General features: G+C 65.6%; 17 protein-coding genes and 1 riboswitch. Of the genes, 12 read left to right on the forward strand and 5 right to left on the reverse strand.

Translation table 11 applies throughout. The features are described 5' to 3' along the window. Positions 1-180: 180 nt before the first annotated feature. Positions 181-401: riboswitch (cyclic di-AMP (ydaO/yuaA leader) on the forward strand. Between the two features lie 7 nt (positions 402-408). After that, a complete protein-coding gene (locus J1M86_RS18810) occupies positions 409-1,032 on the forward strand; it encodes a transglycosylase family protein (protein ID WP_075841068.1) in 624 nt (207 codons plus the stop codon). 67 nt (positions 1,033-1,099) lie between these two features. Here J1M86_RS18810 and J1M86_RS18815 read toward each other — a convergent pair whose 3' ends face one another. Beyond that, on the reverse strand, positions 1,100-1,288 hold the full coding sequence (locus tag J1M86_RS18815) for a hypothetical protein (protein ID WP_206510939.1): 189 nt from the start codon (positions 1,286-1,288) through the stop codon (positions 1,100-1,102). Positions 1,289-1,349: 61 nt separating this feature from the next. Here J1M86_RS18815 and J1M86_RS18820 point away from each other — a divergent pair, with 61 nt between their 5' ends. The 3 genes from J1M86_RS18820 to J1M86_RS18830 all read left to right on the forward strand — a co-directional run bounded on the left by J1M86_RS18820 (position 1,350) and on the right by J1M86_RS18830 (position 6,122). Beyond that, complete coding sequence (locus J1M86_RS18820) at positions 1,350-3,617, forward strand: helicase-associated domain-containing protein (RefSeq protein WP_206510940.1); 2,268 nt, start codon at positions 1,350-1,352, stop codon at positions 3,615-3,617. 136 nt (positions 3,618-3,753) lie between these two features. Next, positions 3,754-5,409, forward strand: a complete 1,656-nt coding sequence (locus tag J1M86_RS18825) for a DNA repair helicase XPB (RefSeq protein ID WP_075841067.1) — start codon at positions 3,754-3,756, stop codon at positions 5,407-5,409. Positions 5,410-5,453: 44 nt separating this feature from the next. Next, positions 5,454-6,122: a DUF3239 domain-containing protein gene (locus J1M86_RS18830; RefSeq protein ID WP_206510941.1), complete on the forward strand. Its 669-nt coding sequence runs from the start codon at positions 5,454-5,456 to the stop codon at positions 6,120-6,122. 1 nt (position 6,123) lies between these two features. Here J1M86_RS18830 and J1M86_RS18835 read toward each other — a convergent pair whose 3' ends face one another. Next, positions 6,124-7,110, reverse strand: coding sequence for an LLM class F420-dependent oxidoreductase (locus tag J1M86_RS18835; RefSeq protein ID WP_206510942.1), 987 nt, complete (start codon positions 7,108-7,110; stop codon positions 6,124-6,126). A 50-nt stretch (positions 7,111-7,160) separates the two neighbouring features. Between J1M86_RS18835 and J1M86_RS18840 the strand changes: the two genes are divergently transcribed. After that, complete coding sequence (locus J1M86_RS18840; protein WP_206510943.1) at positions 7,161-8,099, forward strand: sigma-70 family RNA polymerase sigma factor; 939 nt, start codon at positions 7,161-7,163, stop codon at positions 8,097-8,099. Here J1M86_RS18840 and J1M86_RS18845 read toward each other — a convergent pair. Continuing rightward, positions 8,059-8,628, reverse strand: coding sequence for a carboxymuconolactone decarboxylase family protein (locus J1M86_RS18845; RefSeq protein ID WP_075841065.1), 570 nt, complete (start codon positions 8,626-8,628; stop codon positions 8,059-8,061). The genes J1M86_RS18840 and J1M86_RS18845 overlap by 41 nt on opposite strands. Positions 8,629-8,712: 84 nt before the next feature. Here J1M86_RS18845 and J1M86_RS18850 point away from each other — a divergent pair, with 84 nt between their 5' ends. Continuing rightward, the gene (locus tag J1M86_RS18850; RefSeq protein WP_206510944.1) at positions 8,713-9,915 is read left to right on the forward strand and encodes a pyridoxal phosphate-dependent aminotransferase; all 1,203 of its coding nucleotides are present in this window, start codon (positions 8,713-8,715) and stop codon (positions 9,913-9,915) included. 7 nt (positions 9,916-9,922) lie between these two features. Then, the gene (locus tag J1M86_RS18855; RefSeq protein WP_206510945.1) at positions 9,923-10,939 is read left to right on the forward strand and encodes an AraC family transcriptional regulator; all 1,017 of its coding nucleotides are present in this window, start codon (positions 9,923-9,925) and stop codon (positions 10,937-10,939) included. On the opposite strand, the gene J1M86_RS18860 is transcribed toward J1M86_RS18855, so the two are convergent. Continuing rightward, the gene (locus tag J1M86_RS18860) at positions 10,936-11,361 is read right to left on the reverse strand and encodes a VOC family protein (protein WP_075841064.1); all 426 of its coding nucleotides are present in this window, start codon (positions 11,359-11,361) and stop codon (positions 10,936-10,938) included. The two genes, J1M86_RS18855 and J1M86_RS18860, sit on opposite strands and share 4 nt — an antisense overlap. A 79-nt stretch (positions 11,362-11,440) precedes the next feature. Between J1M86_RS18860 and J1M86_RS18865 the strand changes: the two genes are divergently transcribed. Then, on the forward strand, positions 11,441-12,064 hold the full coding sequence (locus tag J1M86_RS18865; RefSeq protein WP_206510946.1) for an alpha-ketoglutarate-dependent dioxygenase AlkB: 624 nt from the start codon (positions 11,441-11,443) through the stop codon (positions 12,062-12,064). On the opposite strand, the gene J1M86_RS18870 is transcribed toward J1M86_RS18865, so the two are convergent. After that, a complete protein-coding gene (locus J1M86_RS18870) occupies positions 12,061-13,155 on the reverse strand; it encodes a 3-deoxy-7-phosphoheptulonate synthase (protein WP_206510947.1) in 1,095 nt (364 codons plus the stop codon). The two genes, J1M86_RS18865 and J1M86_RS18870, sit on opposite strands and share 4 nt — an antisense overlap. A gap of 292 nt (positions 13,156-13,447) precedes the next feature. Here J1M86_RS18870 and J1M86_RS18875 point away from each other — a divergent pair, with 292 nt between their 5' ends. The 4 genes from J1M86_RS18875 to J1M86_RS18890 are packed head-to-tail and all read left to right on the forward strand — an operon-like array spanning position 13,448 to position 16,448. Further along, positions 13,448-14,485 carry an iron-siderophore ABC transporter substrate-binding protein gene (locus J1M86_RS18875; protein WP_307786677.1) on the forward strand — a complete coding sequence of 346 codons (1,038 nt, stop codon included), beginning with the start codon at positions 13,448-13,450 and terminating at the stop codon, positions 14,483-14,485. A gap of 58 nt (positions 14,486-14,543) precedes the next feature. After that, positions 14,544-15,020 (forward strand): MarR family winged helix-turn-helix transcriptional regulator, encoded by a 477-nt coding sequence (locus J1M86_RS18880; RefSeq protein WP_206510948.1) that lies wholly within the window; start codon positions 14,544-14,546, stop codon positions 15,018-15,020. Then, on the forward strand, positions 15,017-15,439 hold the full coding sequence (locus J1M86_RS18885; RefSeq protein ID WP_206510949.1) for an organic hydroperoxide resistance protein: 423 nt from the start codon (positions 15,017-15,019) through the stop codon (positions 15,437-15,439). Before J1M86_RS18880 ends, J1M86_RS18885 begins: the two co-directional genes overlap by 4 nt. 13 nt (positions 15,440-15,452) lie before the next feature. Further along, positions 15,453-16,448, forward strand: coding sequence for an NADP-dependent oxidoreductase (locus J1M86_RS18890; RefSeq protein ID WP_206510950.1), 996 nt, complete (start codon positions 15,453-15,455; stop codon positions 16,446-16,448). Positions 16,449-16,511: the final 63 nt, after the last annotated feature.

Raw genomic sequence — 16,511 nt, forward strand, 5'->3', positions numbered from 1 at the left:
GATGAGCAACAGGCGGGCGTCGGTGACACTCCGGCGCCACTGCCTGCAGGTTCGTCCGTAACCGAAAACACGGTCCGATACCGACTGCGAACGCCTCCACAACACAACAGTTATCGAATGGTGACATTGGAGGCCCTGTCCATTACGGTCATCAGCGGCTGAGAAACTTCGGTCACACCGGCTCCCGCAGCGCCAAACCTCGTCCCGCGGGAAACGGCCCCCCAACGAACACCCAGGGGACGAGGACGGGGGACCCACACGTCCTCTCGGATAACCGAAAGACCCGCTCCGGCAGGACTTTCTTGGGGTGAAGCCCAATCACTCCCTACGGAGAATTGGGCCGGGCTACCTCTCAGCCCGAACCCGACAGCTGACCTCGCAGGCGCCTGTGGAGAGGATTTCAATCGTATGAGCGGACGTCATCGTAAGCCGACCACCACCGGTCGCACCGTGGCCAAGGTCGCCGTCACCGGCGCGATCATGAGCACCGCGGGCATCGCCTTCACCGGCACCGCGACTGCAGCCCCCGATTCCGATTGGGACCGTCTCGCACAGTGCGAAGCAGGCGGCAACTGGGCAATCAACACGGGCAACGGATACCAGGGCGGCCTTCAGTTCTCCCCGAGCACCTGGAACTCGCACGGCGGCCAGCAGTACGCGGCCACCGCCAACCAGGCCTCACGTGAAGAGCAGATCGCAGTCGCCGAGAAGGTACTCGCCTCGCAGGGCTGGGGCGCATGGCCCTCCTGCTCGTCGAGCCTCGGCCTGAGCAGCTCGCCCACCGAGCGCAGCGTGACGCCTTCGCCGCAGTCCGCTCCAGCAGCTCCGGAAGCACCGCAGCTTCCCGACCTCACCAGCATTCCGACGGTCGACGGCACCGCCGAGGTCGTCGACGGCATCACCAGCGCCGTGCAGACCATCACCAACAACCAGGAGATCGTCACCCTGGTCCAGAATGCGACCGAGGGCATCCAACTCGACCCGCAGATCATCGACTTCTACCAGGCGAACAAGGCATTCCTGCCTCAGTAGAGTTCACCCAGGTACCAGAAAGGCCCCCGATTGCTCGGGGGCCTTTCTCGTTGTCCGGGGCCAGCCGTCAGCGGTTGATGACGGTCACAGGGTGTGCGTAGGGCAGTTGGTCCAGCGGAAGCGGGAACTCGATCTCCTCGCCGTAGGGCGACAAACCTCCCGCCCGTGAGGACGCCAGTTCGGACACCGCATGATCACCGCGCGCGGTTTCCGGCCAGCCTGGATCGACATAGGGCTTCTTCGACTTGTTCACCATGCGCCCATTTTGACACCTGCGCTGCGTCGTACACCAGTCCAGGTCACTAATCTGATGTGCGATGACCGAAACAGCAGCGCCACCGGACCTCGCCACGTGGCTTACGTCCCGTACCGACACAGAACTCGTGGGCCTGCTCACGCTGCGACCGGACCTGACCGTCCCGCCTCCCTCGACCATCGAGGTACTGGCCGGCCGAGCCGAACAACGCGCGTCCATCCTCCGCAGTGCCGACTCCCTCGACACGCTTGCCCTGACCATTCTCGAGCTGCTCTCGATCGAGGGCGCACACGAGATTCCGGTGACACGTGCGCAGCTCGACTCGGGCGTATCGGGCCGCGCGAGCGTCAAGGCCGTGGACGCGGCACTGACCGCGCTCCGCGACCGCGCGCTCGTCTGGGGCCAGCGCACGCTTCGGATGACCCCGGCAGCCCGCGACGCCGTCCCGTGGCGTATCGGCCGCATCCTCGACTCCGCCGACCAGCTGGCACCGGACGCCGTCACAGCGGCGCTCGCGACCCTCGACGACAAGGAACGCGGACTACTGGACACCCTCGCCCGGTCGTCACCGGTGGGTCGAACCAGAGACGCAGCACCGGGAACCTCGGCGGACAAGCCCGTCCAGAAGCTGCTGCACGCAGGATTGCTGACCTGGCTCGACGAGCAAACCGTCGAACTTCCCCATCAGGTGGGGCAGGCTCTGCGCGGGGAACCGATGTCGGATCCGACCTCCCTGAAGGCACCCAAACCGCAGACGAGCAAGCACCCGCTGTCCGATGTCAACGCAGCCGCGGCCGGCGAGACACTGGAACTGGTTCGGCACTGTGCGGCCGTCATCGACTCCCTGTCGGTTGCGCCCGCGCCCGCTCTCAAAGCCGGTGGACTCGGGATCCGAGAACTCAAGCGCATCACCAAGGTGACCGGGCTCGACGAGAAGCAGGTCGGTCTGCTCGTCGAACTGCTGGCAGCGGCATCGTTGATCTCGAGTGGAACGCCGGATCCTCTCCCGTCGAACGACTCGGGTGAGGACTACTGGGCACCGACCTCCGCGGTCGAAGGGTGGATCGTGGCCACCCCCTCGGCCCGCTGGCACGCGATCGCGTCGAGCTGGCTCGACCTGCAGCGCGCGCCTTGGCTCATCGGCATGCGTGACCCCAACGACAAGCCCGTCGCTGCCCTGTCCGAGGAGGTTCGATCGCCGGCCGCACCGCGCGACCGGCGCGCGATCCTCGACTACCTCGCCGGGCTGGGACCGGGAACCGCGACGACGCCGACAGAGGTCTCCCGAGGTCTCGCATGGCAGAGGCCACGCGCGGCCGCTCGGTTCTCGCCGCGCCCCGTTCAGCGAATGCTCGACGAGGCGACCACGCTCGGAATCGTGGCCCGCGGGGCACTGTCGAGCCCCGGCCGCGCGCTGTTGCACGGCGGGGATGCCGAGGCCGCAATGCGCCAGGCACTGCCCACCCCCGTCGACCACATCCTGTTGCAGGCCGATCTGACGCTCGTGGCGCCCGGTCCTCTCGAACCCGATCTGCACGATCGGATTCAACTCGTTGCCGACGTCGAATCGGCGGGAGCAGCGACGATGTACCGCATCACCGAGCACAGCCTCCGCCGCGCGCTCGACGTCGGGATGAGCGCCGCCGAACTGCACTCGCTGTTCTCGGTGCATTCACGTACGCCAGTGCCGCAGGGACTCAGCTATCTCATCGACGACGTCGCACGGCGACACGGACGGCTCCGAGCGGGGGTCGCCTCCTCGTTCGTGCGCTGCGAGGACCCGGCCCTGCTCGCCGAGGTGCTCACCTCGGCCGCAGCCGAGCAGCTGGGACTGCGTGCGCTCGCGCCGACCGTCGCCATCTCGCAGGCCTCGCTGGTGGAGGTCATGAACGTGCTCGGTACCGCGGGATTCGCCCCGGCCGGCGAGGACGCCAACGGCGCCATCGTCGATTTGCGTAGCCGCGGCGCCCGCGTCCCGCTCCGGCGCACCCGGGCGAACTTCCGCAACCCCGCCGTCCCCACCGACGATCAGCTCGGGCGTCTGGTCACCGAACTGCGGGCCGGCGACCGCGCCTCGAAGACCAGCGGGCAGCAGGTCCGCTCGGACGGAACACGAGCGACCGGCACCGCGACGTTGGCGCTGCTGCAGACAGCTGTCAAGGTCAAGCGCAGTGTCACCATCGGGTACGTCGATGCGCAGGGCACGGCGTCGCAACGCGTCGTCGACCCCGTCGGAATAGGCGGCGGCCAGCTCGACGCCTTCGATCCCGCCACCGGCGAGATCCGCAGATTCACACTGCACCGCATCACGTCGGTGGCACTCGTCTGACGCGGCTCCGCCGCATGTGCGTGGAAGTACATAGCGGGTCCCGTATTTCCACGCACATGCGCCGGAGGCGCCAGGTGTGGACAATGGAGAAGTTGCGCACTTTCGTCCGTGACGGGAAGTTCTGTAGGAGGAACCAGTGACCGACGGACCGTTGATCGTCCAGTCCGACAAGACGCTGTTGCTCGAGATCGATCACCCCCTGGCCGGTGAAGCGCGTGGTGCTATCGCCCCGTTCGCGGAGCTCGAACGAGCACCAGAGCACGTCCACACGTACCGGATCACGCCGCTGGCGCTGTGGAACGCTCGAGCTGCCGGACATGACGCGGAACAGGTCGTCGACGCGCTGGTGAACTACTCGCGATATGCGGTACCGCAGCCGTTGTTGGTGGACATCGTCGACACCATGGCCCGCTACGGCAGGCTTCAGTTGGTGAAGAGTCCGATCCACGGCCTCGCCCTCATCAGCCTCGATCGAGCAGTGCTCACCGAGGTCATGCGGCACAAGAAGATCGCACCCATGCTCGGCGCGATGGTCGACGAGGACACAGTCATCGTGCATGCGAGCGAGCGCGGGCACCTCAAGCAGATGCTGCTCAAGATCGGCTGGCCCGCCGAGGACCTCGCCGGCTACGTCGACGGCGAAGCACACCCGATCGAGCTGGACACCGAAGGCGGCAACTGGCACCTCCGCGACTACCAGGAGATGGCGGCCGATTCTTTCTGGGCCGGCGGCTCCGGCGTCGTGGTGCTTCCCTGCGGCGCGGGCAAGACGATGGTCGGCGCCGCTGCCATGGCCAAGGCCAAGGCAACGACCCTCATCCTGGTCACCAACACCGTCGCCGGTCGGCAATGGAAGCGCGAGCTGATCGCGCGGACCTCGCTCACGGAGGAGGAGATCGGCGAGTATTCGGGCGAACGCAAAGAGATCCGACCTGTGACAATCGCCACGTACCAGGTGATCACGCGTCGGACCAAGGGCGAATACAAGCACCTCGAACTCTTCGACTCGCGCGACTGGGGCCTGGTGATCTACGACGAGGTCCACCTGCTGCCCGCTCCGGTGTTCCGGATGACGGCAGATCTGCAGTCACGCCGCAGGCTCGGGCTCACCGCCACGCTGGTGCGCGAGGACGGCCGGGAGGGGGACGTCTTCTCTCTCATCGGACCCAAGCGCTACGACGCACCGTGGAAGGACATCGAGGCGCAGGGTTGGATCGCGCCCGCCGAGTGCATCGAGGTTCGGGTCACTCTCACCGATGCCGAACGGATGGCGTACGCCATCTCCGAACCCGAGGAGCGCTACAAGCTCTGCTCGACGGCGCACACCAAGGTCGCCGTCGTGAAGTCCATCCTCGACAAGCACGTAGGCGCACCGACCTTGGTCATCGGTGCGTACCTCGATCAATTGAACGAGCTCGGTGAAGCCTTGAACGCCCCCGTCATCCAGGGGTCCACCAAGAACAAGGAGCGCGAGGTGCTGTTCGACGCGTTCCGCCGAGGCGAGATTGCGACGCTGGTGGTGAGCAAGGTCGCCAACTTCTCCATCGACCTTCCCGAGGCGTCGGTGGCGGTGCAGGTGTCGGGGACCTTCGGCTCTCGCCAGGAGGAAGCGCAGCGGCTGGGACGGCTGCTGCGTCCGAAGCAGGACGGCGGGCAAGCGCACTTCTATTCCGTCGTCTCACGGGACACCCTCGACGCCGAATACGCCGCGCACCGCCAGCGTTTCCTCGCCGAGCAGGGGTACGCCTACCGGATCACCGATGCAGACGACCTGCTCGGTCCCGCAATCTGAGCGCGGCAGGCCGTGCTCGGGCCGCTCGTGCTAGTAATGGGCTTGTGCGCCGATTCCAGTTTCCTGTCGATGTAGCCCACGCCAAGTCCGTGAACGAGACGATCGCCGAGGTGCGGCGGCTCCGCGTTTCGGCGATCGTGACCGCCGTGATTCTGGCGGCAGCGGGTGTGTGGCTGCTCTGGTTGGCCCATACGTGGTCGCTCGTTCTGGGTGCGCTTCTCCTCGTCGCGGCCGCGGCTTCGCTGTGGGTGACGGTGTGGGCGCCGCGCAAGGTCGGGACGGTCGAGCAGTTGTACGCGGACGGCCCCCTGGTTCCCGCGATCATCGCCGAGACGAAGGCCCGGGGCGTGACGCTGCTGGCCTTGGTCGACATCGCGAAGCCCGACGCTGGGTCCCGTCACTACGCGCTCGTGACGCGCAGTGTTCGTGCACTGCCGGGCCACGAGTTGGTCGAGGGCGAGTTGGTTCCCTCGGTATCGGTGCTCGCCGACCGCACTCGCAACCATGCGGGCGAGACCTGGCAGATGGTCTCCCCCATGCCGATCGCGTGGGGCACAGCCGACACCACGGTGATAGAGCGCGCCACCGAAGCGATCACCGAAGCCGAGTGGGCGCTGCTCGTAGCCAACATCGGGATGTCCGAGAAGGTGCGCGGCACAGAGAATCAGCAACTTCTGGTCGACCCGCAGGACATTCCCGAGGATCTGCGGTAGCTCACGAGAGCGCCGGAATGACCTCACGCTCGAACAGTTCGATACCCGACCGATCGTAGGCCGCTTCGGGGAAGTAGAAGATGCCGTAGCCGAGGCCTTCGTTCTTCAGTTTCGTCAGGTTGTCGATGATCTGCTCGGGCGTTCCCACCCCGGGCAGGCCGCGGAAGGCATCGAGCGCTCCCGCTGCCTTCTCGGCGCCGACATACCCGGACAGACGATCCTCGAGTTGCTTCAATCGATCCGCCACCTCGGCCTCCGAGCTGCCGATGGCAACGTTGTAGTTGGCCGAGCGCACGATGGTCTCGAAATCGCGGCCGACGCTCTCGCAGTGACCTTTCAGCAGCTCCGACTTGCGAGTGAAGCCGTCGAGGGTGCCGTCGAAATTGGTGTAGTCGGCGTACCGGGCCGCGATCTTCAGCGTCACCTTCTCGCCGCCGCCGGCGATCCAGATGGGGATACCGCCCTCCTGCAGTGGCTTGGGCCAAACGCGTGCGCCGTCCACCGAAAAGTACTTGCCGTCGAGCGTCGCCGACCCCGTCTCCCAAGCCTGCTTGAAGATCTGCACTCCCTCTGAGAGCGCACCGAGGCGCTCCCCACCCGAGGGGAACCCGTACCCATACGCCCGCCACTCGTGCTCGTACCAGCCTGCACCTATCCCCATCTCCACGCGTCCGCCCGAGATGAGATCGATGGTGGCAGCCACCTTCGCCAGATACGCCGGATTGCGGTAACCCATCGCCGTACACATCTGACCGAGACGGATGCGCGACGTCGACGCCGCGAACGCCGACATCAGCGTCCACGCCTCGTGGGTCGCTTCCTCGGTGGGCTCGGGGACAGTGTGGAAATGGTCGTAAACCCACACCGATTCCCACGGCCCCGCGTCGGCAGCCGTCGCGAGATCTCGCATGACGTTCCACTGCGCAGCTGGGTCGATACCGACCAGATCGAGCCGCCAACCTTGAGGAATGAAGAGTCCGAATCGCATAGGACAACACTACCGACGGTGACCGACACCGGGCCTACACTTCACCCATCATGAGCGCGCTCGCCGAACGATTCGACTCACACCGAAATCACCTGCTGTCCGTGGGTTACCGCATCACCGGAAGCGTCGCCGACGCCGAGGACGCGGTACAGGAGAGCTGGCTGCGGCTGCGCGGCACCGACCACGAATCCATCGACGACCTGCGCGGCTGGCTCACCACGGTGGTAGGACGCATCTGTCTCGACCGACTGAAGTCGGCCGCGGTTCGACGCGAAAGCTATGTTGGGCAATGGCTTCCGGAACCCGTGGTGGGAGCGTGGAACGCAGGGAGCGGCGCTGCGCCCGATCCCCTGGACTCCGTCGTCCGCAGCGAGGATGCGCGCTTGGCCGCGATGGTCGTCCTCGACACCCTGACGCCGCCCCAACGCGTCGCCTTCGTGCTGCACGACGGATTCTCCGTCCCGTTCGGCGACATCGCGTCCATTCTCGGCGTGACACCCGCATCCGCCCGGCAACTCGCCTCTCGTGCACGCCGGCAGTTCGGTGATGCCCCGGACCCTGTCCCGGACACCGAGCACGACAATGCCGTCACCAGGCTCATGGCGGCCATGGCAAGCGGCGACCTCGATCGCGTCGTCGATGCCCTGCACCCGGACTGCCGCTTGATCGGCGACAGCGGCGGCACGACGCGCACCGCCCGCCGGATCGTGCTCGGCCCCGACAAATGTGCGCGCTTCTACCTCGGGCTCATCTCGAAACACGGGCCGCAGACACTCACCTCGATGCAACTGGCATCGGTCAACGGACAACTCGGTTATTTCACGGCCGGGCTGGGCGGCGATACTGGCTTCCCAGCCCGCGCGGGGGGCTTCACCGTCCGCGACGGCGTGGTCTGGGCGTTCTACGACTTCGCGAACCCTGAAAAGCTCCACGGCGTCGATTCGGCACTCACCGCTCCCACGGCACCCGGCACGACTCCCCCGAGCTGAACCCCTGTTCGGCAACGCCGAGAGCAGAATTGACTCGAGCTCGCATGTTCTCCAGTCCGATCTGATAGCTCAACTCCACCACACCTGCACGGCCGAACCTGCGCTCCAGATCGGCAACCTGCGCATCCGTCACCTCCACCGGAGTGGCAGTCATCGCGTCCGCGTAAGCGATGGCCGCACGCTCGTCCTCGCTGTATCGGGGCGAGGTCTCGTAGCTGCCGATCTCCCGCAGACGATCGACGTCGAGTCCGTCCAGGCGCTGCAGCATCGTCCCGAAATCGACGCACCACTGGCAGCCCAGCACCCACGCAACTCGATACACGGCAAGTTCACGCACGTTCGCGGGCAGCGAGGTCGACGCCTTCTCCACCGCCAGTTCGTGAGTGAGCGAAACGAAGAACAATCGGGAATGGTGGGCCGTCACCGCAAACGGTTCCGGCACCGCTCCGAGCCTCCTGGCAGCGGCCCGATATGCCATCCGAACCAGGAACGATGCATCCTGCGGGGCGACTGAAGGTATACGCGACATGGTGTTCTCCTCGGCTGTGGGCAGTAGCGGATACCACTCGGACGAGGCGGGCGCCCAGAATGTGACACCAGCTACGCTGCAATAATGTCCGCGGAGCTGCCCAACCGAACCGTCGAACGTCTCCGTCCCTTCGGATCGACCGTTTTCGCCGAGATGACCGCACTGGCCGTCGCAACGGGTGCAGTCAACCTCGGACAGGGGTTCCCCGACACCGACGGGCCCGCGTCCATGCTCGCCGCGGCGCAGGACGCTATCGCAGCAGGCCTCAATCAGTACGCGCCCGGAGCCGGCATGCCGGTGCTGCGCGATGCCATAGCCGCCGACCGCGCCCGTCGATCGAACATCCAGTACGACCCCGCAACCGAAATTCTGGTCACCGTGGGCGCAACCGAAGGCATCGCGGCCGCGATACTCGGGCTCGTCGAGGCAGGTGACGAAGTACTGCTGATCGAACCGTATTACGACTCGTACGCGGCAGCGATCGCACTCGCCGGTGCCCGACGCAGGACAGTCCCCCTCGTGGCGGACGGATCGGGTTACGCCGTCGATCTCGATGCACTCGAACGCGCCATCGGCCCTGACACCACACTGCTGATCGTCAACTCACCACACAACCCGACAGGAACCGTCTTCACCCGCGCCGAACTCACCCGTATCGCCGAAATCGCTTGCAAACACAACCTTCTGGTACTCACCGACGAGGTGTACGAACGCTTGATCTTCGACGGGCCATCCTCTGGTCATTCCGCAGGCTCCACTCCTGAACATGTACCGCTCGCGACGCTCCCCGGCATGTTCGAGCGCACCGTCACCGTCTCCAGCGCGGCGAAAACATTCAACGCAACCGGCTGGAAGACCGGATGGGCTCTGGGCCCGGCGAATCTCATCGACGCGGTGCGCTCGGCAAAGCAGTTCATGACGTTCGTCGGCGGCACCCCGTTTCAACCCGCAGTCGCGCACGCCCTCGAGCACGAGGATCAATGGGTCGCCGAGCTCCGCCGCGGGCTACAACGCAAACGGGACCGCCTCTCGACCTCGCTCACGAAGGCCGGTTTGACGGTGAAGGCAAGCGCGGGAACCTATTTCGTATGCGCCGACGTGGCCCCACTCGGCGAGACCGACGCCGTCGCCTTCTGCCGGTCGCTTCCCGCTCGCATCGGTGTCGCAGCTGTGCCCGTTACTGCCTTCGTGGACCAGCCCGAGCCATGGAAGACGCTGGTGCGCTTCGCGTTCTGCAAAAAGGACGATGTGCTCGACGAAGCAGCCGAGCGGCTGCTCGAACTTTGAGCCGACGATGACCCCACGGACCATTCCCGCCGACTTCGTCGTCAAAGCTGTCTCGCTTGCCGCGAGCGGTGGCGTCGACCTGTCCTATCCACTGTCGGTCGCCGGAATCGGCCCGCGCACATTGCGGGACCCCCATTCTCGGCTCACCGCAGAACAAGTGACGTTGTTCACCCAGGCTACGTGGCAGCTCACCGACGACGAACTCTTCGGCCTGGCGTCGACACCCATGCGTCGCGGCAGCTTTCGAGTGATCTGCCTGACGCTGATCCACTCGCCCGACCTGGCAGCGGCAATGGAACGGATGTCGGAGACCACGCGAGTTCTCTCGGGTATGCCGCCGATGCTGATCACCCGCGGTGAGACCGCGACACGGCTGACGATCCCGCCCGCCGACAACAGCCACCTCCCCGAGAGTGCCCGCGTCATCGCCGGACAACTGCTCACCGACTTCCGCATGGTCCTGGTGCACCGTTTTGCTGCTTGGCTGATCGGCGGACGGGTGAAGCTCCACTCTGTGGAGCTCCCCTACGACATGGCCGACCCGGCAACCGGAAAGCTGTACGACCGAATGTTCGGCGCACACGTCACGTTCGGCGCTCCCGCTGCGGTGCTCGAATTCGACAATTCCGCGATGCGCGCCCCGATCGTGCAGACCGAGGAGTCCCTCGCGGACTACCTCCGCGAGTCACCCAACCTCCTCTTCACCGCCCGCGACTACGACAGCACAGCCTCCTCGCAGGTTCGGCGGGCACTCGAACTCGGGCTACAGGGCCGAAACCCGGCGACCGACGACATCGCCGACATGCTCTCGGTGAGCGCGGCGCACCTGCGCAGACTTCTTCGCCAGGAAGGCACCTCGGTCAATCAGATTCGCGAGGAGGTGCTGCGCGATGCAGCGATCTCGGGCCTGAGCCGCGGCGACTCGGTCGACGACATCTCCAGCAGGCTCGGCTTCTCGGAACCGTCCTCGTTCAGACGAGCGTTCAAGCGATGGACCGGGCAAACCCCCGGTGCGTATCGCTAGCCCACGCAGAACTCGTTGCCCTCCGGGTCTGCCATGGTGATCCAGACGCTGGGCCCCAGTTGCCCACGGTGGAGGATCGAAGCCCCTGCCCCGACGAGATTCTGAGCCACCGACTCGCGGTCTTCACCGGCCCGAATGTCGAAGTGCATACGATTCTTGACGGATTTCTCCTCGGGCACCGACTGAAAGAGAACACGCGGACTGTCGGGTTTGTCCGGGTCGATGATTGCGGCGCCGATCCTCCACACCAGTTGCCCATCGAACATCAATGTGTCCTCCTCGCGGGCATGGCCGGCAGCAACAAGGCCGGCAATGAACTCGCCGTCGGACGGCTCGACTTGCCATCCGAGGGCGGCAGCCCACCATTTGGCCTGCTCATGAGGGTTTCTGCTGTCGACTACCACCTGCACCTGAAGTCCCATGCACCCACGATAGGGCAGGGCTACGACAGCAAGTCGATAAGGCTGGAACGTATGTTCGAATAGCGCTACTGTGGTCCGCATGAGCGTGGAACTGCAGGGATCGCTGTTCACCGATGCAGAGGCACCCTTCGGACAACTCGGGTCCTCGGTCACTCGGCGCATGCTGAGCCGCGGCGCATGGGTCGACGTGCGACCGGGCTGGGCGAGCCAAGTCGACCTCTTCGACCGACTCGTCGACGGTGTCGACTGGCGCGCAGAACGGCGCCAGATGTACGACCGCGTCGTCGACGTTCCGCGCCTGGTCCGCTTCTACTCGAGTAGCGAACGGTGGCCCGACCCGGCCCTCGTCGACGCGAAAGGCGCGCTCGATGCGCACTATCGACCCGAACTCGGCGAGGAGTTCGCCACAGCCGGCCTGTGCTACTACCGCGACGGATCGGACAGCGTGGCATGGCACGGCGACAACATCGGCCGCAGCGCCGTCGAGGACACGATGGTCGCAATTCTCTCGCTCGGCGCCACCCGGCAACTGATGCTCAGACCACGCGGCGGCGGAGCATCACTCAAATTCACCCTCGGACACGGCGACCTCATCGTCATGGGTGGCTCGTGCCAACGAACGTGGGAACACGCCGTCCCCAAGAGCACCCGCGCGACCGGCCCACGCGTGAGCGTTCAGTTCCGGCCGCGCGGCGTGCGTTAACCCTGCCGCTGCTCGCGGCGGCGAGCGACGGCGTCGGCGAGAGTGTCCAGCTGGGTCGCCGTGGTCTCCCAGTCGAGGCACGCATCGGTGATCGACTGACCGTACGTCAGCTCGTCCTTGTGGCCGAGGGTCAGATCCTGACGCCCCGCCTCGATGAAGCTCTCCAACATGACGCCGCTGATACCCGCCTCACCCTCGGCGAGACGACGCGCGACATCGGTCACGACGTCGACCTGCTTGTTGTGATCCTTGCGGCTGTTGCCGTGGCTCGCATCGATCACGAGGCGCTCGGGCAGATTGCTCTTGCGCAGGCGCGCAACGGTATCGGCCACCGACGCGGCGTCGTAGTTCGGTCCGTCGGTGCCGCCGCGGAGGATGACGTGACAGTCGGGGTTTCCGGTGGTGCGGATCAACGCGGCCTGGCCGTCGAGATCGGTTCCCGGGAAAACGTGGCTCGACGCTGCCGCCCGCGTTCCGTCGACCGCTACCTGGACATCGCCCTCGGTCGAGTTCTTGATACCGACGGGCATCGACAGTGCGCTGCAGAGTTGACGGTGCACCTGACTGGCCGCGGTACGTGCACCGATGGCGCCGTAGCTGACGAGGTCGGCGATGTACTGCGGAGTGATCGGATCGAGGAACTCGCATCCCACCGGCAGGCCCAGCGCAGAGATGTCGACCAGAAGCTGGCGCCCCACGCGCAGTCCCGAGTTGATATCGAACGAGCCGTCGAGATGCGGGTCGTTGATCAGACCCTTCCAGCCCAGCGTCGTGCGCGGCTTCTCGAAGTAGACGCGCATGACGATGTGCAGCCGGTCACCTAGTTCGGTCGCCTTCACCGCGAGCTTGCGGGCGTAGTCCATCGCGGCAGCAGTGTCGTGCACCGAGCACGGCCCGACGATGACGATCAGTCGGTCGTCGCGCCCGTCGAGGATGTCGACGACTCCGTCGCGGCCGCGCCGCACGGTCGCCGACACGGCGTCGTCCGCGGCGTGCTCGCGGCGCAGCAGAGACGGGGCGACGAGGGGGCTGATGCTGATGGTGCGCTGGTCGTCCAGTGCGGTATCGGTCGGGTTGATCTCGATTGTCATGGGATCTTCTACTTTCCCAGACCGGCTCTCGGTGAGCTCCACGCGCGCTTCGAGCCGGTCTGCATCCGGCTCGTGGGGTGGGGGCTTCAGCGCATGGCGTCGCTGGCTGACCCACCCGGGGCCGGCCTGCTAAACCAAAAATATCCGCGCTGCATGGGCAGAAGGCTAACACCGGCCCATTCGGCGTCGGTGCGCGGGTGGTTCCGCCGCCCTACCTCGCGACGCTGAAATTCACCAGACGAGTCAAATCAGGATAGCGTTACCTCACTCCAACACCATCAGAAGAGGACCTGTGAAACGACTACCACTCGTACTGTCCATCACCATGGCGGTAGCCCTCGTCGGCGCCTGCGGATCCGGTGACATCGAGACCACCGAACCGGTAACCACAACAGCGAGCGCGAGCGTGCCGACCACGGACGCACCCGGCCCGTCGGGCATGCCCGACGGCATGGGCTCGCCCGGTGTCGACGACGGCGTATTCCCGCGCACAGTAGGTCATTTCGGTGGATCCACCGACATCCCGGCCGAGCCTGAGCGCGTCGTCGTGATCGCAACCGGCCAACTCGATGCGGCGCTCACCCTGGGCGTCGTGCCTGTCGGCGTCGCCTATGGAGACGGCGCGGGCCTCGTTCCGGAGTATCTCGAGCGCGAGTTTCCGGAATACGTCGACCGCATGGTCGATTTCGTCGATGTCGGAGTTCGCCAGTCGCCCAACCTCGAGGCAATCGCAGCGCTCGAGCCGGATCTGATCCTCGCCAACGAGGCGGGATCGGAGGAGCTTTACCCGACGCTGTCGGCGATCGCCCCCACAGTGCTCACCGAGGGCACCGGCGTGAACTGGAAGCAAGACTTCTTGCTCCTGGCAGATGCCGTCGGACGAAGCACGCAAGCGCAGACTTTCCTCGACGAATTTGCCTCGCGAGCAACCGATCTCGGTGAAGAACTGAGCGCCGATGCGCCGACCGTCTCGTTCGTGCGCTTCAACGCGGACCGCGCCCGGGTATTCGGCACGGCATCCTTCGCCGGGTTCATCGCCTGGGACGCACGCCTGGCCCGCCCAGCGAGTCAGCAGTTCGACAAGACCAGCCAGGACTTCAGCGAGGAGCAGATCCAGCTCGCCGATGCCGACTGGGTCTTCGTCGGCAGCCAGGACACCGGCCCAGGCTCCAAGGCCCAGGCGTTCACCTCCAATCCGCTCTGGACCGGAATGAGCGCGTCGACAGCGGAGCACGTCGTCTCGGTCGAGGACGACCCGTGGTATCTCAACGCAGGTCCCACCGCAGCCACCATCGTGCTCGAAAGACTCACCGAAACCCTGACGCGCTGAGGCGCTGGCATCCACATAAAGGTTGCGCACAACTTAACCGTGCACTACCGTAGTTGGCGTGACCAACGAACTCGCGCTCGATCGCCAGGTGTGCTTCGCGCTGTACTCCGCATCGCGGGCTACCACCGCGGTGTATCGCCCGATGCTCGAACGCCTCGGCATCACGTACCCGCAGTACCTGGTTCTGCTGGTCCTGTGGGAGAAGGACGGCCGCGGTGTCCGCGAGATCGGTGCCGCACTCGATCTCGACACCGGCACGCTCTCGCCTCTGCTCAAACGACTCGAGCGACTGGGCTTCATCGAGCGGCGACGCCTCGTCACCGACGAGCGCCGCGTCGAGATTCACCTGACCGACGCCGGAAGCGCGTTGCGTCAGCAGGCGCTGGACATTCCCAGGCAGCTGGCCGGCAAGACCGGCATGGCTGTCGCAGATCTGGAAAAACTCCGCGACGCGTTGGTCGCGCTGACCACCGCGCTTCACAGCACCGCAGTTCACACAACCGACCCCGGTACAACGGAAGGCAACCCCTCATGAAGACTGTGTACACAGCCGAAGCTCTGGCAACCGGCGAAGGCCGCAACGGAAGAACACGCAGTTCGGACGGCCGGCTCGACTTCGATCTCGCCATCCCCGAGGCGATGGGCGGCAGCGGGCAGGGCACCAACCCCGAGCAACTGTTCGCTGCCGGCTACGCTGCCTGCTTCCACTCGGCGTTGCAGATGGTCGCCCGCCAGAACAAGGCCGACATCACCGATTCCTCCGTCGGCGCCCGAGTCGGCATCGGCCCCAACGACGCGGGCGGATTCGCGCTCGAAGTGACACTCGAGGTGACGCTCCCCAAGCTCGGACACGACGAAGCCCAGGCCCTCGCGGACAAGGCCCACCAGGTCTGCCCGTACTCCAATGCGACGCGCGGAAACATCGACGTCACAGTAACCGTCACAGACGACTGAAATGGGAATGAACATGAAAGCCACAGAAATTCACCTTGCCTCCCGTCCCACCGGTGAACCCGTTTCGGACAACTTCCGTACCGTCGTCACCGAGCTCCCGCCGCTCGAGGACGGTCAAATCCTCGTTCGCAACACCGTCATGTCCGTCGATCCGTACATGCGCGGAAGGATGAACGACGTCAAGTCGTATGTTCCTCCGTTCGCACTCGACGCACCGCTCGATGGCGGCGCGGTCGGCGAGGTCGTCGAATCACGTTCGGACGCATTTGCCGTCGGCGACGCAGTGTCACACGGTAAGGGTTGGCGGGATCTCGCGATCCTGCCCGCCAAGTCGGCACGAAAAGTCGACCTGAGCAAGGCCAAGGCCTCCGCTTACCTTGGCGCTCTCGGAATGACCGGCCTCACAGCCTATGCCGGACTGACTTCCGTCGCGCAGTTCAAGGAGGGTGACACCGTCTTCGTCTCCGGCGCCGCCGGTGCGGTGGGCTCACTCGTCGGCCAGATCGCCAAGGCGCTCGGCGCTTCTCGCGTCATCGGCAGCGCCGGTTCGCCGGCGAAGGTGAAGCGGTTGCGCGAACTCGGATTCGACGCTGCGTTCGACTATCACGACGGACCGGTACGCAAGCAGTTGGCAGAAGCCGCACCGGACGGCATCGATGTGTACTTCGACAACGTCGGCGGCGAACACCTCGAAGCTGCGATCGGGAGCGCCAACAAGTATGCGCGATTCGCCCTGTGCGGTGCGATCTCTCAGTACAACGCCACCGAACCGACACCGGGCCCGCGCAACCTGGCCCTGGCCATCGGCCAGGAGCTCACGTTGAAGGGCTTCATCGTCGGGTCCTACAACCACCTCGCCGGAGAGTTCGGCGAAAAGATGGCCCAATGGCTCGCCGACGGTGTCGTCGAGTGGGACGAGACCGTCGTCGACGGTCTGGAGAATGCTCCGAAGGCGTTCATCGGGCTGCTCCGCGGTGAGAACACCGGGAAGATGATCGTCTCGATCTGACGACGCTCCGCGACATGTGTGGATGGTTGTCGCCTACGGCAACCATCCACACTTTTCGCGCGT

The sequence above is a fragment of the Rhodococcus sp. KRD197 genome, from assembly GCF_017168235.1.
Lineage (GTDB): Bacteria > Actinomycetota > Actinomycetes > Mycobacteriales > Mycobacteriaceae > Rhodococcoides.

Coding starts and splice junctions, on each gene's coding strand:
- J1M86_RS18810 (WP_075841068.1), top strand. CDS start 409: ATGAGCGGACGTCATCGTAAGCCGACCACCACCGGTCGCACCGTGGCC.
- J1M86_RS18815 (WP_206510939.1), bottom strand. CDS start 1,288: ATGGTGAACAAGTCGAAGAAGCCCTATGTCGATCCAGGCTGGCCGGAA.
- J1M86_RS18820 (WP_206510940.1), top strand. CDS start 1,350: ATGACCGAAACAGCAGCGCCACCGGACCTCGCCACGTGGCTTACGTCC.
- J1M86_RS18835 (WP_206510942.1), bottom strand. CDS start 7,110: ATGCGATTCGGACTCTTCATTCCTCAAGGTTGGCGGCTCGATCTGGTC.
- J1M86_RS18840 (WP_206510943.1), top strand. CDS start 7,161: ATGAGCGCGCTCGCCGAACGATTCGACTCACACCGAAATCACCTGCTG.
- J1M86_RS18845 (WP_075841065.1), bottom strand. CDS start 8,628: ATGTCGCGTATACCTTCAGTCGCCCCGCAGGATGCATCGTTCCTGGTT.
- J1M86_RS18850 (WP_206510944.1), top strand. CDS start 8,713: ATGTCCGCGGAGCTGCCCAACCGAACCGTCGAACGTCTCCGTCCCTTC.
- J1M86_RS18855 (WP_206510945.1), top strand. CDS start 9,923: ATGACCCCACGGACCATTCCCGCCGACTTCGTCGTCAAAGCTGTCTCG.
- J1M86_RS18860 (WP_075841064.1), bottom strand. CDS start 11,361: ATGGGACTTCAGGTGCAGGTGGTAGTCGACAGCAGAAACCCTCATGAG.
- J1M86_RS18865 (WP_206510946.1), top strand. CDS start 11,441: ATGAGCGTGGAACTGCAGGGATCGCTGTTCACCGATGCAGAGGCACCC.
- J1M86_RS18870 (WP_206510947.1), bottom strand. CDS start 13,155: ATGACAATCGAGATCAACCCGACCGATACCGCACTGGACGACCAGCGC.
- J1M86_RS18885 (WP_206510949.1), top strand. CDS start 15,017: ATGAAGACTGTGTACACAGCCGAAGCTCTGGCAACCGGCGAAGGCCGC.
- J1M86_RS18890 (WP_206510950.1), top strand. CDS start 15,453: ATGAAAGCCACAGAAATTCACCTTGCCTCCCGTCCCACCGGTGAACCC.